Source organism: Nocardioides sp. LS1, assembly GCF_003865225.1.
In the GTDB taxonomy this organism is placed as follows: domain Bacteria; phylum Actinomycetota; class Actinomycetes; order Propionibacteriales; family Nocardioidaceae; genus Nocardioides; species Nocardioides ginsengisegetis.
In genome coordinates this window covers 1,582,318-1,606,448 of record NZ_BIFF01000002.1, presented here as the reverse complement: position 1 = coordinate 1,606,448, position 24,131 = coordinate 1,582,318, and the positions used below count along the sequence as shown (strand labels likewise).

The window sequence follows — 24,131 nt, the reverse complement described above, 5'->3', positions numbered from 1 at the left end:
CGTCGACCATCAGGCCCGCGGCCGGATGCTCACGCGGGCTCAAGCTCGCTCGGAACCCCGAAACGGAGGAAACCCATGCACCTGCTCTCACGCTTCGTGGCGGTGGCGACTCTCGCCTCCACCGCCCTGGCCGGCGTCATGCTGGCCCCGACGGGCGCCGCGGCCACGCCGGCCGGCGCTCCCACCATCCAGCGCCCCGCCGGCGCCACCCAGGCCCCGCCCGTCCGGGTCACGATCACTGTCGCGGAGGACGGGTCCATCCGCCGCAGCCTGAGCGGCTTCCGCCCGGGCGCGACCATCTTCGACATCAGGTCTGCCGGAAGCGGCAGCGTCGAGCTGCTGCGCCTGCACGACGGCTACTCCCTCAAGGAGCTCCAGGGCGACTTCGGCGGCATCTTCAACGGGAACCTCAGGAAGATCCGGCGCGTCGACCGCAACGTGGAGTTCTACGGCGGCACCTTCGTCGAGAAGGGCGAGGCCCCGTCGTTCGCGACCCGCCTCGACGCCGGCCAGTACTTCCTGGTCAATCTCGACAAGGGCACCTGGCGGACCCTGCGGGTGACCGGGAAGGTCCAGCAGCGCTGGATGCCGGTCTCGCACGGGCCGATCAACATGGTCGGCGAGCACCAGTTCAGCGAGCCGAAGCGGATGCACCACTCGGGCTGGATGCGCTCGACCAACAAGACCGACGAGCCGCACTTCGTCGAGCTGGCGCAGGTCAAGGAGTCCACGACGGCCGCGAAGGTGCGCCACTACTTCGCCAGCGGCGCCAACGGCGACCCGTCGTGGGCGCTGCCCGGCCATGGCGGCACGCTCGTGATCGGCGCCGGCCACACGGTGGCCTGGAGCTACGACGTGCCGCGCGGCAAGTACTTCACGATGTGCTTCTGGCCGAGCGACGAGAACGGCATGCCGCACGCCGCGATGGGGATGTGGAGGTTGGCGCACCTGAAGTGACCGGCACCAAGTGACAGGCAGTACCTGAACAACCGCCGGACGGCCCCGCCCCCTCGTGGGGCGGGGCTGTTCCGCGTCAGGCGCCGGGCTGCTCGCCGGCCAGTGCCCGGAACGCCCGCTCCGCGACCGCGTGCTCGTCGGTGCGGGCGTCGTACGTCCAGAAGTCGCGCAGCGCGAGGGCCGTGAGGCCGACGCCTGCGATGCAGGCGAAACCACCGCTGGCGATCGAGCCGCGGACGCTCCACAGGTCGGCCACCGCGCCGGCCCGGACCTGCCCGCCCAGCGGGCCGATGGAGTAGGACAGCATCTCGATGCCGGCAAGCCGGCCCCGCATCGTCTCGGGGATCGTCTGGTTCCACACCGTGCCGCGGAACGTCGCCGAGACCATGTCGGCCGCACCGGACAACGCCAGGAACAGCATCACCAGCCAGATGCTCGGCATCAGGCCCGCCAGCCCGACACAGGCGCCGTACGCCGCCGCGGCGATCACGATCGCCCGGCCGTGGAGGTGCACCCGGGTGGTCCAGCCGCTGAGGGCGGTCGCCACGAGCGCGCCGACGGTCTCGGCGGAGTAGAGCAGGCCGAGGAGCTCGGGACGCGCGAAGACCTCCTTGGCCAGGGCCGGGAAGAGCACCACCGGCAGGGCGAGCAGCATGGCCGCGATGTCGACGAGGTAGGTGCCGAGCAGGTCGCGGCGGCCGAGGGCGTAGCGCAGGCCGTCGCGGATGCCGGCCAGGCTGGGTGGCGTGGTCTCGGCGCGGTGCGGGTAGGGCCGCATCAGGAAGAACATCAGCGTCGCGACGCCGAGGCCCGCGATGTCGACGGTGTAGCACCAGCCGATGCCGACGTAGGCCACCAGCAGGCCGCCGATCGCCGGCCCGACCAGCACGCCGATCTGCATGCCGAGGCTGGTCAGGTTGTTGGCGGCGGTGATCTGGTCGTGGCGGACCGTGCGCGGCATGAGCGCCTCGCGGGAGGGCCGCTGCATGGCCGAGCTCGAGGCCAGCAGGCCGGCCACGACGAAGATGAGCGGCACGTGGGGGTCGTCGCCGAACGCGTTGACGGCCAGCACCACGGTGAACCCGGCCTGGGCGACCCCCGTCCAGATCAGCAGCCTGCGGCGGTCGACGTGGTCGGCCAGCGCACCGCCGTACAGGCCGAAGACGACGAGCGGCACCAGCTCGACCAGGCCGATCGCACCGACCGCGAAGTTGGAGCCGGTGAGCGTGTAGATCTGGTAGGGGATCGCGACGTAGGTGACCATGCCGCCGAGGTAGAAGACCGTGCCGGCCAGGAAGAGGAGCCGGAAGTCGCGCGACTCCCGCAGGGGGGTCACGTCCATCCGCATCGCGCGGAAGCGGTCACGCCAGGTCACGACCAGCAAGCGTGGCACCCGGGGCCACCGGGTGCACGCGAATTCCTGGTCAGGCGCGAGCGGTCACCCGGATCCGCGCCCCGTTCCTCGGGACGCTGGTGATGTTGCGGACCTTCGGCTCGTCCTCGCCGACCGCGGTCACGTCCCAGGCGCGCAGCACCTCGCGAAGCACGGCGACGCCCTCCATGAGCGAGAAGCCGGCGCCGATGCAGCGGCGTACGCCGCCGCCGAACGGGATCCAGGTGTTGGTCGGCGGGTTGTGGCCCAGGAAGCGCTCGGGGTCGAACCGGTCCGGGTCGGGATGGTTCTCCGGGCGGCTGTGGGCGACGAGGATGGAGGGTCCGATCGTGGTGCCGGCCGGCAGGTCGATGCCGCCGACGGTCGCGGGCTTCATGAGGGTCCGCACGACCATCGGGATGACGGGGTGCCGCCGCATGGACTCCTTCATCACCGCGTCGAGCCAGGCGTCGTCCCCCTCGAGCGCGGCGGTGCGGGCCCGGGCGAGCTGCTCCGGCGAGCGGCCGATCTCGTGGAGCGCCCAGGCGAGCGCGGTCGCGGTGGTCTCGTGGCCGGCGAGCAGCAGGGTCACCAGCTGGTCGCGCAGCTCGGTGTCGGTGAGCGCGTCGCCACCGTCCTCGGTCAGGATCAGCCGCGAGAGGACGTCGGTGCGCTCGGCCAGGTCGGGAGCCGCGCGGCGCTCGCGGATCTCGCGGTAGATCAGCTGGTCGAGCTCGTGCTGGTTCTCGACGGTCTTCTTCCACGGACCGAACTTCTGCAGGGCGGGGTAGCCCCAGCCGAGCAGGATCGCGGGGCTGATGTCGACGGTCTTGTTGACCCGGGGGCGCAGCTCGGCGAGCCGGGCCTCGTCGGTGACCCCGAAGACGACCCGGAGGATCACCTCGAGGGTGACGGCGTTCATCCGGTCCAGAGCCCGGAGCTCGGCGCCCGACGTCCAGTGGGCGGCCTCGGCGGCGGCGACCTCGGTCACGAGGGCCTCGTAGCCGCGCAGGGCATGGCCGTTGAAGGCCGGCATCAGCAGCTTGCGCGCCCGCTTGTGCTCACCGGAGTCCTGCAGGAGCAGCGAGTGCTCCCCCATGATCGGACCCAGGATCGCGTTGCCCTTGCCGGCGTGGAACACCTCCGGGTCGCCCGCGAAGATCTCCTTGGCGTGCTCGGGCCGCGTGAACAGGACCAGCGGCCGACCGCCGGGGATGATCCGCACGGTGAAGACGTCGCCGTACCTGCGGTGGAGGTAGGGCACGAAGCGGTGCCGGAAGCGCAGCAGCCCCGCGCTCTGCAGGAGGACCGGCCAGCGGGGGCCCGGCGGCAGCCCGCTCGTGTCGATCGGCGGCGGCGCGTCACCCCCGAACGGGCGCATCCGGGTGAAGCGCTGCTCGGTGAGGTCATGGACGTCGCGCTCGACCGTGGTCACCGTCACATACTACGAGTACGTCAAGTGGCGGCGTCACCCGTCCCGAAGTGCCCACCGCGAGCCGCGTCCGCTGCTAGCGTCCCCGCATGGGCAGCCCCGCCACGCTTGCCACGCAGCGGCGCCGGTTCGCCGTCGCCGCCCCGAGCGCCCTGGCCCTGCTGGCCCTCTTCGCCTTCCTGCTCCAGCCGGGCTTCTCGCTGGCCACCCGTCAGGCCGCCAGCGGGGCCGGCCTCCTGCTGGCTGGAGTGCTGGGAGCCGTCAGCTGCGGCGCCCGGGCCGCGCAGACGACCGGACGTCGCCGTCGTTCCTGGCTCCTCCTGATGTCGGCCGGATGCACGGCGGTGGCGGCCAACCTGTGGGCGACCGTCGTGGGTGCCGACGTGGTGACCTCGCCGAGCGCCGTGAGCAACGGCGGGATCGCCCTGGCCCTGGCCCTCTCGATCGCCGGACTGCTGATGTTCCCCAGCGTCCGCCGCCGCGGCGCCGACGCACTCGTCATGTTCCTGGACGGCGCGATCGCCGCGGGCGCGGTGCTGGTCATCTGCTCGGTGCTCGTCTACTCCGAGCTCCTGGAGGCGACCGCCAGCTCGCCGTCCGAGCGCTGGAGCGACCTGCTGTTCCCGGTCCTCGACATCGTGCTGGCCACGGTGGCCATGCTGCTGGTCCTCCGCACGCGGGGAGCGGACCGCTCAGCCCTGGCGATGGTCGCCGCTGGGTTCCTCCTCTACACCGTCGCCGACCTGACGTTCGCCGTGCTCGCGGCGAAGGGCACCTTCGAGTTCGGTGGCTACGTCGACCTGCTGTGGATCGGCGGCTACCTCATCATCTCGCTCGCCGCCTGGTACCCCAGCGAGCACACCGACGCCGCCTCACCCGGGGTCAACGGACCCGGCTCGGACGCCCGGGCGACCGTGCTGGTCTTCGCCGTGCTGTTCATCGCGGGCGTCATCCAGGTCTCGGTCCGGGGGGACCACCTGCGCGCGACGGAGGCCGTGCTCTGGGTCGCCCTCTTCCTGGCGGCCGCCGCCCGACAGACCCTCCTCGCCGCCGACAACGCCGCCCTCCGTGTCGACCTCGAGCGTCGCGTGCGCGCGCAGACCGCCGACCTGCGGCGCCTGGCCCGGCAGAACGAGGTGCTGCTGACCTCGGTGGGCGACGGCATCTACGGCGTCGACCCCGCCGGCCGCGTCACCTTCGTCAACCCGGCCGGCGCGGCGCTCCTGGGCTACTCGCCCGACGACCTCCTCGGCAAGGTCGCCCACGACCACTTCCACGCGCCGGCGGTCGACGGCACGCCGTACCCCTCCGACGGCTGCTACATCAGCCAGGCGATCCGCAGCGGGACCGTCGCGCAGCCCGAGGAGGACGTCTACCTCCGCGCCGACGGCCAGACCTTCGCGGTCGAGATCACCGCCTCGCCGCTGCTGGACGACGACACCGTGCGGGGAGCCGTCGTCGTCTTCCGGGACGTCACCCAGCGCCGCGAGGTCGAGCGGATGAAGAACGAGTTCCTCTCGGTGGTCAGCCACGAGCTGCGCACCCCGCTGACCTCGATCCGGGGCTCCCTCGGGCTGCTCGCCGGCGGAAGCCTGGGCGAGCTCCCGGAGCGGGCCGGACCGCTGGTCACCATCGCCCTGCAGAGCAGCGAGCGGCTCACCCGCCTGATCAACGACCTGCTCGACATCGAGCGCATCGAGTCCGGGACGCGCCCGATGGCCGTGACCGTCCTCGAGGCCGCCGACCTCGTCGCGACGGCCGCGCACCAGATCGAGGGGCTGGCCACCCAGATGCGGGTCCGGATCGAGGTCGGCGACACGAGCGGGCGGGTGCTCGCCGACGAGGACCGGATCATTCAGACCCTCACCAACCTGCTCGGCAACGCCATCACCTACTCCGAGGCGGGCGGCGTCGTCCACCTCGAGGCGCGGGAGCAGGGCAGCGAGGTCGTCTTCACCGTCCGCGACCAGGGACGCGGGATCCCGGCCGAGAAGCTGGAGAGCATCTTCGAGCCCTTCGAGCAGGTCGACTCCTCCGACGCCCGCCAGAAGGGCGGCACCGGGCTGGGGCTCGCGATCAGCCGCGGCATCGTGGAGGGGCACGGCGGGCGGATCTGGGCTGCGAACGCCCCCGGCCGCGGCGCCGTCCTGACGTTCACGCTCCCCTCGCCCCGACGACCGGGGGCCGAACCCGGGGCCGTGGCGCGACAGTCCTCCCGACCGACGGCCTAGCATGGCGCCGACACTCTCGGGGGAGGCTCGGTGATGGTGCGCACGGTGCTGGTGGTGGACGACGACGACTCGATCCGGGAGATCACGCAGCTGGCCCTCGAGGTCGTCGGCGGCTGGCGGGTGATCGCCGCGTCCGGGGGCGCCGAGGCGCTCGTGCTGGCCGACCGGCACCAGCCCGACGCCGTCCTGCTCGACGTGATGATGCCGGAGATGGACGGGCCCACGACCTTCCGTCACCTGCGCGACGGCGCGACCACCAGCCAGATCCCGGTGATCTTCCTGACCGCCAAGGTGCAGGTCGGCGACCACCGGATGTGGGACGACCTGGCGGTGGCCGGGGTGATCCCCAAGCCCTTCGACCCGATGGGGTTGTGCCGGGAGGTCTCAGGCCTGCTCGGCTGGACGGACTGAGCCGCCCAGCGTCGCGACCCGGGTGAGGGCCGCCTCGGTCGCGAGCTCGACGCGCCGTGGCGGGTGGTCGAGGTAGTGGCGCAGCACCCGGAGCGCGAGCCACGGGTCCAGGGCCAGGCTGGTCGCGTCGACCCGGGGGGAATCGTCGTGACTGCCACCGAGGTCGACGGTGAGCCAGTTGTGCACGACGTCCCGCCCGGTCGGGAACCGGCGCACACCGCGGCTCCAGTGCGGGCGGAAGTCGAAGACGTGCTGCCAGGTGAGGTGGACCGGGACGTCGCTGGTCCGCATGACCACCCCGTCGGGGCGCAGCAGGATCCCTCGGCCGGATCCGGCGCGCACGCCCGAGACGGGGAGGAGGAGGCCGGCGCCCTGCCCGTCGTCGTAGAGGCGCGGGGTCAGGCGGCGCACTGACCAGCGGCGGGTGGGCAGGTGCCAGCCGTCGCCGCTGGTGTTGGACTCCAGGGGGGTCGTGGTCGCGGGGTCGATCACGGACGGACATGTACCCGCGGGCGGACTCGTCCACACGGTGATGCCCACCACCTGACTGGACAGGTCGGTCAGGGTCGGTCCCACCCGGTGACGGTGTGCACGCGGGTGCCCTTGAGCTTCAGGTCGGCGCAGCTCTGCCGGCGCGGCTCGCCGGGCGTGGAGGCGACCGTGAGGCGGTGGTCCACGCCCGCCAGCGTGAGGGAGACGGTGTCCTCGATGCCGGGTCCGACCGACACGTCGCCGAGGTCGTGGAGACCCTCGAGGCCGAGTGCGGTCCGGACGTGGAGCTCGGCGACCTGCGCCGCCGCGGGCAGTCCGGCTCGTCCGCGTGCGTTGGCCGTGGGGAAGCCACCCGCGGCGATCTCGGCGCAGGCCTCGACGGCCGTGTCCGGGTCGAGGCGGCCGAGGGTCACCCCGCTGGGCAGCGCCAGGAGGGTGCCGGAGAACCGGTGGCCGCCGAGGTGGGTCGTCTCCCAGGTCGAGGCGGGCCAGCGCTCGGCCAGGGCGGCCGCGACCGGGCGGCCGATCTCGGCGCAGCAGCGGTCCCGGCGGCCATTGGTGCACACCAGCCAGAGTGGCCCCTCGTGGGCCGGCAGGCCGGGCTCCCCGCCCAGCGCCAGCGCGCGCAGGTCGAGGTCGGCGACCTGGTCCACCCGCTCGAGGACGGTGCCCCACACGCGCCCGGTCGCGCCGAGCCGGGCGGCGAAGACGTGCACCCCCGGTCCGGCCCAGCCGCCGTGCCGGCGGATCAGCTGGACCCGGACACCGTCGGCCCCCTCGAGGACCTCGCGGACGCCGTCGGGGAGACGGCTGTCGGCCACGGCGTTGCGGCCCCAGGAGCCGGCGTACTCGACGAGGAGCCAGGCCGTGTCCTCCGGCGCCGTGCCGGCCATCGGCTCCGCGTCGAGGGCGCTGGCGGCCGAGCAGCGGAAGGTCTCGGGGGTCACCCGGCTATTCGACCAGACCCCGCCGGCGCCCGATCGCGGCGGCCTCGGTGCGGCCGGCGGCCCCGAGCTTGCCGAGGATGTTGGAGACGTGGACCGAGACCGTCTTGGCGCTGATGAACAGCTGCTTGCCGATCTCGCCGTTGGAGCGCCCCTCCGCCACGAGGGCCAGGATCTCGGTCTCGCGGGGCGTGAGCGCGTCGGAGGTGGCGTCGCCCCGGGCGGGGGTGCTGCCGAGGGCGCGGAGATCGTCGAGCAGCGGCTGGGCGCCGAGCTGGTGGGCCGCGGCACGCGCCAGGTCGCCGACCTCCCGGGCCCGGGCGGCGTCGCCGGAAGCCCGCAGGATGCCGGCGAGCACGGTGCGGGTGCGGGCCAGCTCGAAGACGTCGCCGAAGTCGGCGAACAGGACCTCGGTCTCCTCCCACGCGCGCACCAGGGCGTCGAGGGGTGGCGCGTCGATGCCGGTCAGCCAGCGCAGCCGCAGGACCTCGGCGTCGAGGCGCTTGACCCAGGCGCGACCCTCGGGCCCCCAGAAGCCGGACGGGTCGGCGTAGCGCTCGAGCACCGTGTGGCCCTCGGCGTGCAGCCGCTCGGCACGCTCCTGGAACGCTGCGCGCTCGCCGGCCACGAGGGTCGGGACGGCCTGGGCGATGGCCCCGATCGTGATCGCGGCCAGCCGCACCCGGGCGGGGAACCACTCGTGCCAGATCCGGCCGAGCACGTCGACGGCGTGCTCGTACGACGCCACCGCGCCGGCCGCGTCCGCGCGGCGCCCGGCGTCGAGCAGCTCGACGGTGCTGGCGTGGATGGCGATCCCGCCCTCCTTGTGCCAGTGCCGGCGCAGCGCGAGCGTCTCGGGGGCGACGTCGAGCCCGCGGCCGTGCTGGATGTTGAGCCGGACGCTGTCGAGCAACGCCTTCGGGATCGGGGGCGCGGACTGGCCGTCGATCCCGCAGAGCTCCAGTGCCTCGTCCCACCGGCCGCTGACCATCAGCACCCAGGCGAGCTGCCACCGCGACTCGAAGGCGTACGGCGCCCACGCCAGCCCGGCCGCCTGGCCGCGCTCGATCGCGCTGCGGAACCAGCGCTCGGTCTCCTCGAACTCCGCCCAGTCCTGGTAGGAGCGGGCCAGGAAGAACCGCCCGCGGAGCTCGGCGTGGATCGCACCGGACTCCTGGGCACGCAGGATCGCGTCGGTCAGTGCGGCCCGCAGGCCCTCCTTGGGGCCGGCCTTCTTGAGACCGGACAGGGTGGTGATCGCGTCGGAGGCCAGCTCGGACATCGAGAGCTTCTCGGCCAGGGCGAGGGCGTCGATGCCGACCGCCTGGGCCTCCTCGAAGCGGCCCATCGCGGCGAGCACCCGGGCATGGGTCGTGAGCACCCGGGCGCGCAGCATCGGGGCGTCGTCGGGCACCAGGTCGAGCGCGCTGGCGGACACGGCGGCCGCGTCCTCGTCGGTCTCGATGATCACCAGGGCGGAGGCCCGGACGGCGAGCATCCGGGCCCGCCAGGCCGGCGAGGCGTCCGCGGGCAGGCAGGTCAGCTGCTCGGCCACCAGCGCCGCCGCGCGGATCGGGTGGCCGCTGGCCATCAGGGCCTCGGCCGCGCTGACGGTCAGCTTGGACACGTCGACATCGAGGTCGGCCCGGCGCCGCGGGTCGGCGAGCAGCTCCAGGGCCTGCTGGTAGTGCTGGGCGGCCTCGTCCGGGCCGCCGATCGCGGTCGCCTCGTTGCCGGCCCGGATGCTGGCGTCGAGGGCGGTGTCGAGGTCCATGGCGAGCCGGGCGTGCCGGGCCAGCTCGGCCGCGGTGCCGCGGGCCCGGCCGTCGCTGAGCGCCGCGCAGTACGCCGCGTGCAACCGGACCCGCTCGCCCGGCAGCAGGTCGTCGTACACCGCCTCGCCGAGCAGGGCGTGCCGGAAGGTGTAGGTGCCGGCGCCGGCCACGAGGACGTTCATCTCGACCGCGCGGCGCAGGCCCTCGTCGAGGGCGGTGTCGTCGAGCAGGGAGGCGGCGGCCAGCATCTCGTGGCTGACCTTGCGGCCGGCGACGCTGGCCGCGCGGACGACCTGGCGGGCGGTGTCGTCGAGGCGGTCGAGGCGGACGAGCAGCACGTCGGCGAGGTCGGCAGGCACCCAGCGGCCCGGTCCGGAGGCGGCGCCGACGAGCTCCTCGACGAAGAACGCGTTGCCCTCGGCGCGGTCCACGATGCCGGCGACCTGCTCCTCGGGGAGGGGGCCGGCATCGAGCTCGGCGATGAGGGTGCGGACGTCGCCGGCGGAGAGCGGGGCCAGCTGGATCCGCTCGACCCCGCGGATCCGCGACCACTCCGCGACCTGCGTGCGGAGGGGGTGGCGGCGGTGCAGGTCGTCGGAGCGGTAGGACGCGACGATCGCGACCGGGCGGGCGAACGGACGGGAGAAGAGGAAGCTGAGCATGTCGCGCGTCGACTGGTCGGCCCAGTGGGCGTCCTCGATGACCAGGAGCAGCGGGGCGGCCTCGGCGGCGGCCTCGAGCAGGGCGTGGACGGCCTCGAACAGGTCGGTGCGGTCCAGGGCGCCCGTCTCACGGTCGGGGTCGGCGTTCATCACGCGACGGCCGGGCTGGAGGCGGGCCAGGGCGGGGTGCTGGCCGGCGACGGCCTCGACGACCCCGGGCAGGTCGGTGGCCATCCGGCCGAGCACCTCGGAGAAGGGCAGGTAGGGCAGGGCGCTGTCGCCGAAGTCGAGGCAGTGGCCGGCGAAGACCTGCCAGCCCTCGGTGAAGGCCACGTCGCGCAGCTCGGTCAGCAGACGGGTCTTGCCGACGCCGGCGTCACCGGACAGCAGGACGTTGGTGGCCTCGCGGTCGCTCGCGGACCGGTCCCCGGGGATGCGACGGACGCCGAGCAACGAAGCGATCTCCGTCAGCTCGGCGTCTCGTCCCACCAGGGGCTTGCTCGTGTGTCCTGCCACGTCGTCCATGATCTCGTGAACGTCCGGTGCGGTGCCCATCTTTTCGCGGGCCCGTCAGCGGACGATGTCGCTGTCCACCACGGATCGACGTACGCGGGGAAGCCTGGTGCGGCGCCCCTTGAGCCCGGACCGGATCCGCATCGCGCGGTAGTCGATCTCGGACTTCAGGATCTGGTTGGTGTGGTCGTACATCTGGTGCTCCTCATCTCGGGTCGGTGAGACGAGGTTCGCTCCCTGAGGTAGGCGCCCACATCGGACAACCTCCCTATCTGAGGTGGCCGTCCGGCGGGGGTGCCTTAGGGCGGCTCAGACCGGCCGGCCGCCCTGCCAGACCTGCTGCACGAGGGGCACGCCGGGGCGGTAGGCCAGGTGCACGTGGCTGGGGGCGTCGAGGACCATCAGGTCGGCCCGCCTGCCGACGGTGAGCGCGCCGACGTCGTCGCGGTCGAGGGCGCGCGCTCCCGTCGCTGTCGCCGCATGGACCGCCTCACCGGGGGTCATCCCCATCTCCCGGACGGCCAGCGCGACGCACAGCGGCAGCGAGCTGGTGAAGCAGGACCCGGGGTTGCAGTCGCTGGCAATCGCGACCCGCACGCCGGCGTCGAGGAGGCGGCGCGCGTCGGGGTAGGGCTGCCGGGTCGAGAACTCCACACCGGGCAGCAGCGTCGCGATCGTGCCGCTGTCGCGCAGCGCGTCGACATCGGCGTCCTCGAGATAGGTGCAGTGGTCGACGGCGGTGAGCCCGAGCTCGGCGGCGAGCCGGACGCCGGGGCCGGGGCCCAGCTGGTTGGCGTGCAGCCGGCCGCGCAGCCCCTTCGCCGCGCCGGCGGCGAGCACCGCCCGGGCCTGGTCGCCGTCGAAGGCGCCCCGCTCGCAGAACACGTCGATCCAGCGGGCGTACGGCGCCGCCGCGTCGAGCATCGGTCCGGTCACGAGGTCGACGTACGCCGCCGGGTCGTCGGCGTGCTCGGCCGGCACGACGTGCGCGCCGAGGAACGTCGTCTCCTCGGTGAACTGCCGGGCGACGGCCAGGCTGCGCGCCTCGTCGCGGGTGGAGAGGCCGTAGCCGCTCTTGATCTCCACCGTGGTGGTGCCCTGGCGGCGCATCTCGGCGACCAGCCGGGCCACGTGGCTGGTGAGCTGCTCGTCCGTGGCGGCGCGGGTCGCGGCGACCGTCGTACGGATCCCGCCGGCGGCGTAGCTCTCGCCCGCCATGCGGGCCGCGAACTCGGCGGCCCGGTCGCCCGCGAAGACCAGGTGGGAGTGGGAGTCCACGAAGCCCGGCAGCACCGCGCGGCCGCCGACGTCGAGGCGCTCGTCGGCCTCGGGGGCATCGATCGCCCGGCCGACCCAGGCGACCGTGGCGCCCTCGACGACGAGGGCGGCGTCGGCGATCGCACCGAGGAGGTCGTCGGCCTCGGGGTCGTTGGTGACCAGCTCGGCGATGCCCGTGATGAGGGTGCTGCTCACGCTGTGCCCTTCCAGATCGTGTCGATGGCGGCCGCCAGCTCGCGCCCGATGTCGGCGCGATCACCCTGCCGCACCACGACCCGCCCGTCGACCATCACCTGGGTGACGTCCTCGGCGGTCGCGGCGAAGACCGCGGTGTTCTCGTCGCCGCCGGTGCCGGCGGTGCGTGGGGTGGCGGGGTCGAGGGTGACGAGGTCGGCCCGGTTGCCGACCTCGATGGCGCCGGCGTCGGCGAAGCCGAGGCTCTCGTGGCCGGTCGTCGTGGCCGCGGTCAGCAGCTCGGCCGCGGTCCAGTGGCCGCGCTGTCGGGTGGCGAGCCGCTCGTCGAGCTCGACCGCGCGCATCTCCTCGAACAGGTCGATGACGGCGTGGCTGTCGCTGCCCAGGGTCAGCCGGCTGCCGGCCTCGTGCAGCCGCCGGCTCGGACCGATGCCGTCGCCGAGGTCGCGCTCGGTGGTCGGGCAGAAGTCGGCGTAGGTGCCGGTCTCGCCGAGCAGCCTGATGTCGTCGTCGGTCAGGTGCGTCGCATGCACCGCCGTCGTCGCGGGCGTCAGCAGGCCGGCGTCGTGGAGCAGCCGGGTCGGCGTCACGCCGTACGCCGCGAGGCAGCCGTCGTTCTCGGCCACCTGCTCGGAGAGGTGGACGTGGAGGGGCATCGTGCCGTCGACCGCCTCCCTGACCGTCGCCAGCTGGTCGCGCGGCACGGCCCGCACGCTGTGCACGGCCGCGCCGATGACGACACCGTCGCCCTGTACGTTTCCCAGCAATTGTTGGGTTCTGGCCCCCCACGCGGCCGCGTCACCGTCGTAGTAGCGCAATTGCGCGGTTTCGACCGGCTCCCCGAAGCCCGAGCTGAGGTAGACCGTGTCGAGCAGCGCGATCCGGATCCCGGCCTCGCGCGCCGCCTCGACCAGGGCCAGCCCCATCGCGTTCGGGTCGGCGTAGGGCGTGCCGCCGGGCTGGTGGTGCAGGTAGTGGAACTCCCCCACTCCCGCGATCCCCGCCGCCGCCATCTCGCGGTAGGTCGCCCGGGCCAGCGCGAAGTAGTTGTCGGGGTCCAGCCTCCCGGCCACGGCGTACATCTGGTCGCGCCAGGTCCAGAACGTCCCCCGCTCCCGCTGGGTCCGCCCGCGCAGCGCCCGGTGGAAGGCGTGGCTGTGGCAGTTGGCCAGGCCGGGGATCGTCAGGCCGGGGACGCGGGTGGCGGTCGGGGCGGAATCACCGGTTGACCGGTGATTCCGGACGTTCTGGGGGGTTGCAACGCCCGAAGACGTCCGGGAGTGCCCGGGGAGTGTCGCGGAAGTGACGGAAGTGAACCGCCCGCCCTCGACCTCGACCAGCACGTCGTCGTGGACGGCCCCGGCGACCCACGCCCGCTCCAGGAGGTACGACGCCGCCGTCACTGCCCGGCCAGCCTCTCCAGCGTGTCCGCCAGCGCCGAGACGCCCACCAGGCAGTCCGGCATCGAGGCGTGCTCCGCGGGCGAGTGCGAGACGCCGGTCGGGTTGCGCACGAAGAGCATGGCGGTGGGGATCCCCGCGGCCGACAGGATGCCGGCGTCGTGGCCGGCCTGGGTCGGGATGACCGGCCAGTCGCCGCCCTCGTGGTCGGCCGCGATCGAGGCGGCCAGGGACGGGGAGAAGGCCACCGACGACGAGACCGACTCGGCGGTCACGACCAGGGCCGTGCCGTCCCGAGAGGCCCGGTCGGAGGCTTGCGTCGAGATGGCCTCGACCAGCGACGCCAGCCCCGCATCGGTCGAGCACCGCGCGTCGAGCCACGCGGTCACCCGCGACGGGATCGCGTTGGTGCCGTTGGGGGCCACGTCGATGCGCCCGAAGGTGGCGCGCTGCCCGGCCAGCCGTGCCTGCTTGTTGGCGGCGAGCGCGGTCATCGCATACGTGAGCATCGGGTCGGCGCGGTCCTCCATCCGCGTCGTGCCGGCATGGTTGGCGGCCCCCGTGAAGTCGAAGCGGTAGCGCCCGTGCGGCCAGATCTCGCTGGCGAGGCCGACCGCGGCACCCCGGTCGACGAGGTCGCGGCCCTGCTCCACGTGCAGCTCGACGAAGGTGCCGACCGACGCCAGCGACAGCGGCGTCCCGTCGAGGCCCTCCGCCGCGAGCGCGTCGCCGAGGAACACCCCGTCGCGGTCGCGCAGCTCGCGCGCGGTCGACCACGGCAACGCCCCCGCGACCAGCCGCGACCCGAGGCAGGCCAGCCCGAACCGCGACCCCTCCTCCTCCGCGAACACCGAGACGCCGATCGGCCGTGCGGGCACGAATCCCCTGTCCCGCAAGGCATCCACGGCCGCGAGCGCCGACACGACGCCGAGCGGGCCGTCGTACGCGCCCCCGTCCAGCACCGAGTCGAGGTGCGACCCGGTGAGCACCGCCGGGCCCGACGCCCCGGGATGCTCCCACCAGCCGACCACGTTGCCGAGCCCGTCGGCCTCGACCCGCAGGCCGCGTGCCTCGCACTGCGCCACGAACCACGACCGCAGCTCCACCTCCGCCGAGGTCCAGGGCTGGCGGAAGTAGCCGCCCGAGGTGGCCGAGCGTCCGACCGGGCCGAGGTCGGCCCACATCCGCTCGAAGTCGTCAGGCACGCTTGCCTCCATGGAGTTCCAGGACGTCGTCCGACGCCGCAAGATGATCCGCAACTACGCCGAGACCCCGGTGGACCCGGCGGTCGTCGACCGGGCGCTCGACAACGCGACGCGCGCCCCGAGCGCAGGCTTCAGCCAGGGTTGGGGATTCCTGGTGCTCGACACCCCCGACGACGTACGACGCTTCTGGGCCGCCACGTCCGACGACGTGGACCAGCCCGACAGCTGGCTCGCCGGCATGATGCGGGCGCCGGTCGTCATCGTGCCGTGCTCGAGCAAGGCCGCCTACCTCGCGCGGTACGCCGAGTCGGACAAGGGCTGGGCCGACCGCGACGAGGCCCGCTGGCCGGTGCCGTTCTGGCACATGGACGCGGCGATGGCGAGCCTGCTCATCCTGCAGACCGCCGTCGACGAGGGGCTCGGGTCCTGCTTCTTCGGCATTCCGCCGGACCGGGAGCCGCAGGTGAGGACGGCGTTCGGCATCCCCGACACCTTCGACCCCGTCGGGGTCATCACCCTGGGCCACCGCGTGGAGGACACCGGCGCCGCCGGATCCCCGTCGCGACGCCGACGCAAGCCGCTCGAGGACGTCGTCCACCGCGGCAGCTGGGGTGGATGACGGGGGCACCCCGCCAGTCCACCGGGCCCCGGCACCGGGGTCAACGACCACCACGCCGGCCCAGTCTCACATCCGAGACACATCACCCCGGTCGTGCGGATGAGAGTGCGCGATAGCGCTCCTTGAGCAGCACGACCCGGCTAGGTTTCACCGCATGTCCACGAGGGAGGGCGGGCCGGAGCATGCCCGCGCGATCACCAAGCTGCAGGCCCTCGTCCGGATCCCGACGGTCTCGCACCGCGACCCCGCGGCCGTGGACACCGCGCAGTTCGACGAGTTCCTGGTCGAGCTCCGGAAGCAGTTCCCGCGGTTGCACGCCGAGACCGAGCTGACCCGCGTCGGCACCCATGGACTGCTCTTCCGCTGGTCGGGCGCGGACGACAGCCGCCCCGTCGTGCTGATGGCCCACCTCGACGTGGTGCCCGTCGACGAGGACGCCCCGTGGCAGCACCCGCCCTTCGACGCAACCCTGGTCGACGGCGCGATCTGGGGCCGCGGGACCCTCGACGACAAGGGCTCGCTGGTCGGCATCGCCGAGGCGGTCGAGGTGCTGCTCGAGCGGGGATTCACCCCCGCGCAGGACGTGTGGCTCTCGTTCGGCTGCGACGAGGAGGTCTCCGGTACGGCGGCACCCGAGGCCGTCGCCCACCTGCGGGCGGCCGGCGTACGCCCCTGGTTCGTGCTCGACGAGGGCGGCGCCGTCGCTCACGAGGCCTTCCCCGGCGTGGCCGCGCCGATCGGCGTCATCGGGGTGACCGAGAAGGGCACCACCAGCATCGAGCTGCGCGTCGAGGGCCGCGGCGGCCACGCGTCGACGCCGGCCCGGATGGGCCCGACCGCCCGCCTGGCCCGCGCGATCCTCCGGCTCGAGCGGGCTCCCATGCCCGCCCGCACCCCCGACGCGACCGTGGAGTTGCTGCGCCGGATGGCCCCGCACGCGTCCGTCGCGCTGCGTCCCCTGATGGCCAACGCCGGGCGCCTCCGCCCCGTCCTCACCCGGGCGCTGGTCGCCGCGGGTCCCGAGTCCGCGGCGATGACGCGGACGACGTTCGCGATCACCACGCTGTCCGGCAGCCCGGCACTCAACGTCATCGCCAGCACCGCCAAGGCCGGCGTGAACATCCGGGTGATGGTCGGCGACACCGTCGCGGGCGTCCTGGACCACGTGCGCCGCGCGATCTCCGACGACGACGTCCACATCGACGTGGTCGAGCAGAACGAGCCGAGCCCGGTCTCCCCGATGGACGACGCGTTCGCGCTGCTCGAGGAGACCATCGGCGAGCTCTTCCCCGACGCCTTCGCCGCGCCCTACGTGATGATGGCCGCCACCGACTCCCGGCACTTCACCGAGATCTGCGAGCGCGTCTACCGCTTCGCGCCCTTCCGGATGACCAAGGCCCAGCGCGAGTCCATCCACTCCTACGACGAGCACCTCGACGTCGAGGCGTTCCTCGACGGCGTCGCCTGGTACCAGCTCCTGATCGAGAGGATCCCCCGATGAGCGTCCACCGGCTCGACCGACGACCGGCTGAGGCGACCCACAGCCTCGTCGCCATCGTCGGCTTCCTGGTCTGCGTCGAGATCGCCAGCGGCATCCTGCAGGGCTACTACACGCCGATCTGGAAGGACGTCGCCGGCCACCTCGACATGCGCGACGCCGACGTCAACTGGTTCGAGGCGGCCCAGCTCATCGTCTCCGCCCTCGTCGTGCCGTTCCTCGCGCGGCTCGGCGACCTGGTCGGGCACAAGAAGGTGCTGCTGCTCTCCAGCGCCGTCACCGCCCTCGGCTCCTGGATCCTCGCGTTCGCCCCCTCCTTCACGACGTTTCTGGTCGGCTTCGCCCTCCAGGGTGCGTACGTCGTGTGGTTGCCCATGGAGGTCGCGATCATCCACCGCCGGACGGCCGGCACCGGCCGCCAGGCGGTCCTGACGCGGCGAGCGGCCGCGATCCTGGTCGGCGCCCTCGAGCTGTCGGTGATCATCGGCGCGCTCACCAGCGGGGCGCTCGTCGGGTCGACGTCGATGGGCCTGGTCCTGATGCTCCCGGCCGTCGCCGTGACCGCCTGCTTCTTCGTCGTGCTGGTCGGGATCGAGGACGTGCAGGGCGTCGGGCGCGGCGGCATCGACTACCGCGGCCTGGGCCTGGTCACGCTCGCCCTCGGACTCGTGATGGCGGGCCTGATCGCCGTACGCCTCGACGGTCCGGGCAGCCTCCTCGCGTGGGTCCTCGTCGCCGCCGGGCTCGCCACGATGGTGCCGTTCGTCCGCTTCGAGGCCGCCCACCCCGACCCCATCGTCGACGTCCGGCTGTTCGCCCAGCCCCGCCAGTGGCCGGTCCAGCTGACCGCGTTCCTGTTCGGCATGTCCGTGCTGGGGGCCCAGATTCCGCTGTCGACCTTCGCCCGCACCGATCCCGACGTCGCGGGCTACGGCCTCGGCGCGGACGCCGGCTTCGTCTCCACCCTGATCGGCGTCTACGTCATCACGCTGGCGATCGGCGCCTTCACACTGCCACTGACCTCGCGCTGGTTCGGCGCCCGCAACGCGCTGGTGCTCTCGGCAGTCCTGGTCGCGGCCGGCTACGCGCTGTGGCTGCCCTTCCACGACAGCACCGGCCAGGCCCTGCTCAACATGGCCGTCGCCGGCGTCGGGTCCGGAGCCCTGGTCGCGGCCCTGCCCGCCGCCGCCGCGGCCGCTGCTCCGGCCGACCGCACGGGCTTCGCCACCGGCATGACCAACGCGACCAAGACCGTCGGCGGCGCCATCGCCTCCTCGGTCTTCGCGATCGCCCTGGCCTCGACCGGATCGCTCGACGACCCGACCGAGGGCCACGCCCCACTGCAGGGCTACCTCACCGTCTGGACGGTCTGCGCGGTGGCCGCCCTGCTCGCCGCCGTCGCCCTGCTCGTGATGCCGCGCGACGCCGCCGAGGACCCGGAGGCCCCCACCCCCGCCGGGTAATCTGGCCGCACGGAGGTGACCCAGTGACCGACCAGCCCGACCGCCAGCCCGAGAGGCTCCCCGAGAAGGACGAGCGCACCGGCCGCAGCGCGGCCGCGGCCCGGATGCACCACCAGGCCAGCTGGGTCGACCAGCAGATCCGGGTCGCGATGGCCAAGGGCGAGTTCGACAACCTGCCCGGCGCGGGCAAGCCGATCACGGACCTCGGGCCTACCCACGACCCGGACTGGTGGCTGAAGAAGTTGGTCGAGCGCGAGCACATCGCGGTGCTGCCGGCCTCGCTCCAGCTCCGCAAGGACGACGCCGAGCTCGACGCCCTGCTCGACCGCCTCAACGTCGAGGCCGAGGTGCGGCGCGAGGTCGAGGAGTTCAACGCCCGGGTGATCGCCGCCCGCTACCGCCCGCCCGAGGGGCCGCCGCTCATCACGATGCCGCGCGACGTCGACGCCACCGTGGCGGGCTGGCGCCAACGCCGTACGGCGAGGCTCGCGGCGCACCGCACGACGCCCGCACCGGCTCCGGCGCCCGCTGCGGAGTCGCCGAAGCGTCGCTGGTTCCGCCGCTCCCGCTGATTGCGATCCACTGTCAGATCGGTCATACCGGCGAGTAGCCCCCCGCTGCTAGTTTCCGCCCATGCCCAGCAGCAGCCGTAGCGCCAAGGACTTCTTCCGCCCCCTGGCCGTGGGGGCCCCGACCCCCCTGACCGAGGTCCCGGCCCGCCCCAGCCGGGCGATCCACTTCTTCGACCCGAGCAACGAGAAGATGGCCGCCAAGATCCCGGCCATGGTCGGCACCGTCGACGTCCTGCTCGGCAACCTCGAGGACGCCGTCAAGGCCGACAACAAGGTCGCCGCCCGCGAGGGCCTGGTGAAGATCGCCCAGGGCACCGACTTCGGGCCCACCCAGCTGTGGACCCGGATCAACGCCCTCGACAGCCCCTGGGTCCTCGACGACCTGACCACGCTCGTGCCGGCAATCGGTGACAAGCTCGACGTGATCATGGTGCCGAAGGTGCAGGGCGCCGAGGACATCCACTACGTCGACCGGCTCCTCGCCCAGCTCGAGGCCAAGGCCGGGCTGGACCGGCCGATCCTCGTGCACGCGATCCTCGAGACCGCCCGCGGCGTGGCCAACGTCGAGGAGATCTGCGGCGCCAGCCCGCGCATGCAGGGCCTCTCCCTCGGCCCGGCCGACCTCGCGGCGGACCGCCGCATGAAGACCACCCGCGTCGGCGGCGGCCACCCCGGCTACCTCGTCCGCCAGGACCCGACCAAGTCCTCGGACGGCATCGAGGTCGGCGAGCGCGCGACCTACCAGCAGGACCTCTGGCACTACACGATCGCCCGGATGGTCGACGCCTGTGCGATGCACGGCATCTACCCCTACTACGGCCCGTTCGGCGACATCGCCGACGAGGTCGCGTGCGAGGACCAGTTCCGCAACGCCTTCCTGCTCGGCTGTGTCGGCACGTGGAGCCTGCACCCCAAGCAGATCGCCATCGCCAACCGGGTCTTCAGCCCCAGCGTCGAGGACATCAAGCACGCCCGCCGCGTGGTCGCGGCCATGGGTGACGGCACCGGCGCGGTGATGCTCGACGGCAAGATGGAGGACGACGCCTCCCTCAAGCAGTGCCTGGTGATGGTGCGGCTGGCCGAGGAGCTCGCCGCGATCGACCCCGAGCTGAAGAAGCAGTACGACGCGATCGAGGTGCCGGCATGAGTGACTTCACCCCCCTGCGCTCGGTCCTCTACATGCCGAGCTCCAACGAGCGGGCGCTGGAGAAGGCCAAGGCGATCGCCTGCGACGGCCTGATCCTCGACCTCGAGGACGCTGTTGCCCCCGACGCCAAGCCCGCCGCCCGTGAGGCCGCTGCCGCGGCCGCCGCATCGGGCGAGTACGGCCGCCGTACGGTCACCATCCGCGTCAACGGCATCGGCACCCAGTGGCACGACGACGACATCGTCGCCGCCGCCCAGGCCGGCCCCGCGGGCGTGGTCGTCCCCAAGGTCAACAGCGCCGACGAGGTCCGCGCCCTGGTCGCCGCACTGGAGAAGGCGGGCGCCCCCGACCACACCCGCCTGTGGGCGATGGTCGAGACGCCCGAGGCGGTGTTCAACGTCCGCGAGATCGCGGCGGCCTCCGACCGGCTCGCGGTCCTGGTCATGGGCACCAACGACCTTGTCAAGGAGCTGTACGCCGAGCACGTCCCGGGCCGCGCACCGCTCCTGACCTCGCTCTCGCTCTCGCTGCTGGCCGCACGCGCCGCCGGCGTCGCGATCCTCGACGGTGTCTACAACGACGTGAAGAACACCGACGGCTTCCTCGCGGAGTGCCAGCAGGGCCGCGAGATGGGCTTCGACGGCAAGACCCTGATCCACCCCGGCCAGATCGAGGGCGCCAACACGGCGTTCGCGCCGAGCGAGTCGGCCGTCGAGGACGCCCGCGGGATCCTCGCGGCGTGGGAGGACGGCAAGGGATCCGGCGTCGTGACCTACAACGGCAAGATGGTGGAGAACCTCCACGTCGAGTCCGCCGAGCGGACGCTCTCGATCCATGAGGCGATCACCGCGCTCGGGTCGTGAGCGGGGCGTGACCTGCGCCACGCCCCGATTCGGGTTCGGCCGGGAGTGAACTGCGGCCCTCCGGGTATAGGACGAGTACCTATTCCCCGGAGGGAGAACACATCATGGTTGTACTCGGCCTGATCCTGCTCATCATCGGCCTCGTGGCCGCGATCCCCGTCCTGACGACGATCGGTCTGATCCTCATCGTCGTGGGCCTGATCCTGAACTTCGTTCCGATCGGCGGCACGCGGCGCAGGTACTACTGACCCGCAGCGGCGACAAGCTCTGACCCCCGGCCCTCCTGGGCCGGGGGTCGTTGCATGTCCGGGGCCTCTCAGTCGTCGTCGCGGCGCAGGGTCTCGTCGAGCCACATCTTGGCGCTGCCGAGCCAGCCCGCGGCGTCGTGCACCATCCGGCCCAACGCGTCCTGGGTCTGCTTGAACGTCTCGCCGTAGCTCCGGGCCGCGGCCGACGCCGCCTCGCTGACCGTGGCGGCGTCGTCGGTGTCGCGACGCGGGTAGGCGCCGCCGAGGAAGCGGGTGTACTCCCCCGCGTCGACCCACCGGCGCAGCTCGCTGGCACGCACCACCGCGAAGGGGTGGGTGCGGTTCTCGATGAGCAGCAGCTTGAGGACCGAGTCGCGCAGGTCGGACTCCTCGTACTCCGTGCCCTGCGCGAAGAACGACGTCGCGTCGAGGTCGTCGAGGTGGCCACCGCTGGCGAGCTTCATGTGCACGCGGAACGCCGTCGCCGGGTCCTGGGTGGCGAGCAGGCCGGCCCGGTCGGCGGACAGCTCCGCCTTGCGCGACCACTCGTAGAGCGCGGCCATGATGGCGCGCACCCCGAGCCCGCCCAGCGGCACCGAGGACAGCACCCCGCTCAGCTGGATCAGCCGCTGCAGCAGCGTCTGGTAGACCGCGTGCCCGCTCACCGCGTGGCCGAGCTCGTGGCCCAGGACGAAGCGCATCTCCTCGTCGTCGAGCAGCTCGACCATGCCGGAGGTGACCACGATGAACGGCTTGTTCATGCCGATCGTCATGGCCTGCGGCACCGGGTTGGCCGACACGTAGAGCTCCGGCAGCTCGGCGGCGTCGAGCGTCTGCGCCACCTCACCGAGGAGCCGGTGGAGCGTGGGGAACTGGCGGTCGTCGACCCGGATCGCCGACCCCAGGAACACCAGCCGGACCGCGCGCTCGTTGAAGAGCCCCGACATCGCCTTGAGGACGGTGTCGAAGCCCTTCAGCTTGCGCAGCGCCACGAGGGCGCCGCGGTCGGCGGGGTGCTCCCACGCGCGTGAGCTGATGCCGGGCAGTGGGACCCGAGAACGGGCCGGCTGGGTGGTCACGGTCCCAGCCAATCACGCGACCTGTCATGTCGTCCGTGGGTCGCGGTCATCTGCGACCGCTCGACACACCGAAGTGCGGTCCGAGGCCCCTCCAGGTGCCGCGATCCGGACTTCGGTGTGTCGGTGGGTTCAGCCCTCGGACATGGGGATGCGCACGTCGCGCTCCGCGGCCACCTCGGCGGCCCGCTCGTAGCCGGCGTCGACGTGGCGGATCACGCCCATGCCCGGGTCGTTGGTGAGCACCCGCTCGATCTTCTCGGCGGCCAGTGCGGTCCCGTCGGCGACGCAGACCTGGCCGGCGTGGATCGAGCGCCCCATGCCGACGCCGCCGCCGTGGTGGATCGAGACCCACGTCGCGCCCGAGGCGGTGTTGACCAGGGCGTTGAGCAGCGCCCAGTCCGCGATCGCGTCGGAGCCGTCGAGCATCGCCTCGGTCTCCCGGTAGGGCGAGGCGACCGAGCCGCAGTCGAGGTGGTCGCGGCCGATCACGACCGGCGCCTTGAGCTCGCCCGAGGCGACCATCTCGTTGAACTTCAGGCCGGCGAGGTGACGCTCGCCGTACCCCAGCCAGCAGATGCGCGCCGGGAGGCCCTGGAAGTGCACGCGCTCGCCGGCCATGGTGATCCACTTGCGCAGCCGCTCGTTCTCGGGGAAGAGCTCGAGGATCGCCTTGTCCGTGGCGGCGATGTCGGCTGGGTCGCCGGACAGCGCGGCCCAGCGGAAGGGGCCCTTGCCCTCGCAGAACAGCGGCCGGATGTAGGCCGGCACGAAGCCGGGGAACTCGAAGGCCCGGTCGTAGCCACCCTTGCGGGCCTCGTCGCGGATCGAGTTGCCGTAGTCGAAGACCTCGGCGCCCTTGTCCTGGAACTCCACCATCGCCCGCACGTGGGCGGCCATCGACTCCTGCGCGCGCTTGGTGAAGCCGGCCGGGTCCTCTGTGCGCTCGCGCTCCCAGTCCTCGAAGGCGGTGCCGACCGGCAGGTAGAACAGCGGGTCGTGGGCGGAGGTCTGGTCGGTGACGATGTCGATCGGCGCATCGGACTCGAGCAGCTCGGGCAGCATCTGGGCGGCGTTGCCGAGCACCCCGATGGACAGCGGGCGCCGCTCGTCGCGCGCGGCCACCGCCATCTCGACCGCCTCCTCCAGCGAGGCGGCCTGGACGTCGAGGTAGCGGTGCTCGATGCGGCGCGCGATCCGGGACTGGTCGCACTCGATGCAGATGACGACGCCGTCATTCATGGTGACCGCCAGCGGCTGGGCACCGCCCATGCCGCCGAGACCGGCGGTCACGGTGATGGTGCCGGCCAGCGTCCCCGAGAACCGCTTGTCGGCGACGGCTGCGAACGTCTCGAACGTGCCCTGGAGGATCCCCTGGGTGCCGATGTAGATCCACGAGCCCGCGGTCATCTGGCCGTACATCGTCAGCCCGAGGTCCTCGAGGCGGCGGAACTCCTCCCAGTTGGCCCAGTCGCCGACGAGGTTGGAGTTGGCGATCAGCACGCGCGGCGCCCACGCGTGGGTGCGCATCACGCCGACCGGCTTGCCGGACTGCACGAGCATCGTCTCGTCGTCCTCGAGGTCGCGCAGGGTGCGGACGAGCGCGTCGTACGCCTCCCAGCTGCGGGCCGCCTTGCCGGTGCCGCCGTAGACGACGAGGTCCTCGGGACGCTCGGCGTTCTCCGGGTCGAGGTTGTTCATCAGCATCCGCAGCGGCGCCTCGGTCTGCCACGACTTCGCGGTCAGCTCGGTGCCGGTGGCGGCGTGGATGGGCAACC

At 72.8% G+C, this 24,131-nt stretch carries 21 protein-coding genes; 10 read left to right on the top strand and 11 right to left on the bottom strand.

Annotated elements, in window-relative coordinates; all coding sequences use genetic code 11:
- Positions 1-75: 75 nt before the first annotated feature.
- A complete protein-coding gene (locus EJF31_RS12420) occupies positions 76-957 on the top strand; it encodes a hypothetical protein (protein ID WP_125037334.1) in 882 nt (293 codons plus the stop codon).
- A gap of 76 nt (positions 958-1,033) precedes the next feature.
- On the opposite strand, the gene EJF31_RS12415 is transcribed toward EJF31_RS12420, so the two are convergent.
- Positions 1,034-2,332 (bottom strand): MFS transporter, encoded by a 1,299-nt coding sequence (locus EJF31_RS12415; protein ID WP_260430806.1) that lies wholly within the window; start codon positions 2,330-2,332, stop codon positions 1,034-1,036.
- Between the two features lie 49 nt (positions 2,333-2,381).
- A complete protein-coding gene (locus EJF31_RS12410; RefSeq protein WP_125037333.1) occupies positions 2,382-3,764 on the bottom strand; it encodes a cytochrome P450 in 1,383 nt (460 codons plus the stop codon).
- Positions 3,765-3,850: 86 nt separating this feature from the next.
- On the opposite strand from EJF31_RS12410, the gene EJF31_RS12405 reads away from it, so the two are divergent.
- Both EJF31_RS12405 and EJF31_RS12400 read left to right on the top strand, forming a co-directional pair.
- On the top strand, positions 3,851-5,992 hold the full coding sequence (locus EJF31_RS12405) for a cell wall metabolism sensor histidine kinase WalK (RefSeq protein WP_125037332.1): 2,142 nt from the start codon (positions 3,851-3,853) through the stop codon (positions 5,990-5,992).
- Between the two features lie 33 nt (positions 5,993-6,025).
- Positions 6,026-6,403: a response regulator gene (locus EJF31_RS12400; RefSeq protein ID WP_125037772.1), complete on the top strand. Its 378-nt coding sequence runs from the start codon at positions 6,026-6,028 to the stop codon at positions 6,401-6,403.
- On the opposite strand, the gene EJF31_RS12395 is transcribed toward EJF31_RS12400, so the two are convergent.
- From EJF31_RS12395 to EJF31_RS12370, 7 genes are all read right to left on the bottom strand, one after another.
- Positions 6,377-6,895, bottom strand: a complete 519-nt coding sequence (locus EJF31_RS12395; protein WP_125037331.1) for a hypothetical protein — start codon at positions 6,893-6,895, stop codon at positions 6,377-6,379. The two genes, EJF31_RS12400 and EJF31_RS12395, sit on opposite strands and share 27 nt — an antisense overlap.
- Before the next feature lie 68 nt (positions 6,896-6,963).
- A complete protein-coding gene (locus tag EJF31_RS12390) occupies positions 6,964-7,842 on the bottom strand; it encodes a sucrase ferredoxin (protein ID WP_125037330.1) in 879 nt (292 codons plus the stop codon).
- A gap of 4 nt (positions 7,843-7,846) precedes the next feature.
- Positions 7,847-10,792, bottom strand: a complete 2,946-nt coding sequence (locus tag EJF31_RS22480; RefSeq protein ID WP_185736227.1) for a helix-turn-helix transcriptional regulator — start codon at positions 10,790-10,792, stop codon at positions 7,847-7,849.
- A 54-nt stretch (positions 10,793-10,846) separates the two neighbouring features.
- The gene (locus tag EJF31_RS21875; RefSeq protein ID WP_182541945.1) at positions 10,847-10,984 is read right to left on the bottom strand and encodes a hypothetical protein; all 138 of its coding nucleotides are present in this window, start codon (positions 10,982-10,984) and stop codon (positions 10,847-10,849) included.
- 114 nt (positions 10,985-11,098) lie between these two features.
- Positions 11,099-12,262 carry an imidazolonepropionase gene (gene hutI, locus EJF31_RS12380; RefSeq protein WP_125037328.1) on the bottom strand — a complete coding sequence of 388 codons (1,164 nt, stop codon included), beginning with the start codon at positions 12,260-12,262 and terminating at the stop codon, positions 11,099-11,101.
- The gene (locus EJF31_RS12375; protein ID WP_125037327.1) at positions 12,259-13,665 is read right to left on the bottom strand and encodes a formimidoylglutamate deiminase; all 1,407 of its coding nucleotides are present in this window, start codon (positions 13,663-13,665) and stop codon (positions 12,259-12,261) included. Before EJF31_RS12375 ends, hutI begins: the two co-directional genes overlap by 4 nt.
- A complete protein-coding gene (locus EJF31_RS12370) occupies positions 13,662-14,867 on the bottom strand; it encodes an allantoate amidohydrolase (RefSeq protein WP_260430804.1) in 1,206 nt (401 codons plus the stop codon). Before EJF31_RS12370 ends, EJF31_RS12375 begins: the two co-directional genes overlap by 4 nt.
- A 10-nt stretch (positions 14,868-14,877) precedes the next feature.
- On the opposite strand from EJF31_RS12370, the gene EJF31_RS12365 reads away from it, so the two are divergent.
- The 7 genes from EJF31_RS12365 (at position 14,878) to EJF31_RS21870 (ending at position 21,277) form a co-directional block, all read left to right on the top strand.
- Complete coding sequence (locus EJF31_RS12365; RefSeq protein WP_125037325.1) at positions 14,878-15,486, top strand: nitroreductase family protein; 609 nt, start codon at positions 14,878-14,880, stop codon at positions 15,484-15,486.
- Between the two features lie 154 nt (positions 15,487-15,640).
- On the top strand, positions 15,641-16,987 hold the full coding sequence (locus EJF31_RS12360) for a M20/M25/M40 family metallo-hydrolase (protein ID WP_125037324.1): 1,347 nt from the start codon (positions 15,641-15,643) through the stop codon (positions 16,985-16,987).
- Positions 16,984-18,447, top strand: a complete 1,464-nt coding sequence (locus EJF31_RS12355; protein WP_125037323.1) for an MFS transporter — start codon at positions 16,984-16,986, stop codon at positions 18,445-18,447. Before EJF31_RS12360 ends, EJF31_RS12355 begins: the two co-directional genes overlap by 4 nt.
- Before the next feature lie 23 nt (positions 18,448-18,470).
- Positions 18,471-19,019: a DUF1992 domain-containing protein gene (locus tag EJF31_RS12350; RefSeq protein WP_260430803.1), complete on the top strand. Its 549-nt coding sequence runs from the start codon at positions 18,471-18,473 to the stop codon at positions 19,017-19,019.
- A gap of 61 nt (positions 19,020-19,080) precedes the next feature.
- On the top strand, positions 19,081-20,166 hold the full coding sequence (locus tag EJF31_RS12345; RefSeq protein WP_125037322.1) for a CoA ester lyase: 1,086 nt from the start codon (positions 19,081-19,083) through the stop codon (positions 20,164-20,166).
- Positions 20,163-21,029 (top strand): CoA ester lyase, encoded by an 867-nt coding sequence (locus tag EJF31_RS12340; protein WP_125037321.1) that lies wholly within the window; start codon positions 20,163-20,165, stop codon positions 21,027-21,029. The genes EJF31_RS12345 and EJF31_RS12340 overlap by 4 nt, the downstream gene beginning before the upstream one ends.
- Before the next feature lie 104 nt (positions 21,030-21,133).
- Entirely contained in the window at positions 21,134-21,277 is a 144-nt protein-coding gene (locus EJF31_RS21870; protein WP_182541937.1) for a hypothetical protein, read from the top strand.
- Positions 21,278-21,345: 68 nt separating this feature from the next.
- Here EJF31_RS21870 and EJF31_RS12335 read toward each other — a convergent pair whose 3' ends face one another.
- Together EJF31_RS12335 and hutU are read right to left on the bottom strand one after the other, a co-directional pair.
- The gene (locus EJF31_RS12335) at positions 21,346-22,356 is read right to left on the bottom strand and encodes a M48 family metallopeptidase (protein ID WP_182541935.1); all 1,011 of its coding nucleotides are present in this window, start codon (positions 22,354-22,356) and stop codon (positions 21,346-21,348) included.
- Positions 22,357-22,485: 129 nt separating this feature from the next.
- Positions 22,486-24,129: a urocanate hydratase gene (gene hutU, locus EJF31_RS12330; RefSeq protein ID WP_260430802.1), complete on the bottom strand. Its 1,644-nt coding sequence runs from the start codon at positions 24,127-24,129 to the stop codon at positions 22,486-22,488.
- Between the last annotated feature and the right edge of the window lie 2 nt (positions 24,130-24,131).

Coding starts and splice junctions, on each gene's coding strand:
- EJF31_RS21870 (WP_182541937.1), top strand. CDS start 21,134: ATGGTTGTACTCGGCCTGATCCTGCTCATCATCGGCCTCGTGGCCGCG.
- EJF31_RS12365 (WP_125037325.1), top strand. CDS start 14,878: ATGGAGTTCCAGGACGTCGTCCGACGCCGCAAGATGATCCGCAACTAC.
- EJF31_RS12345 (WP_125037322.1), top strand. CDS start 19,081: ATGCCCAGCAGCAGCCGTAGCGCCAAGGACTTCTTCCGCCCCCTGGCC.
- EJF31_RS12420 (WP_125037334.1), top strand. CDS start 76: ATGCACCTGCTCTCACGCTTCGTGGCGGTGGCGACTCTCGCCTCCACC.
- EJF31_RS12360 (WP_125037324.1), top strand. CDS start 15,641: ATGTCCACGAGGGAGGGCGGGCCGGAGCATGCCCGCGCGATCACCAAG.
- EJF31_RS12340 (WP_125037321.1), top strand. CDS start 20,163: ATGAGTGACTTCACCCCCCTGCGCTCGGTCCTCTACATGCCGAGCTCC.
- EJF31_RS12405 (WP_125037332.1), top strand. CDS start 3,851: ATGGGCAGCCCCGCCACGCTTGCCACGCAGCGGCGCCGGTTCGCCGTC.
- EJF31_RS12355 (WP_125037323.1), top strand. CDS start 16,984: ATGAGCGTCCACCGGCTCGACCGACGACCGGCTGAGGCGACCCACAGC.
- EJF31_RS12400 (WP_125037772.1), top strand. CDS start 6,026: ATGGTGCGCACGGTGCTGGTGGTGGACGACGACGACTCGATCCGGGAG.
- EJF31_RS21875 (WP_182541945.1), bottom strand. CDS start 10,984: ATGTACGACCACACCAACCAGATCCTGAAGTCCGAGATCGACTACCGC.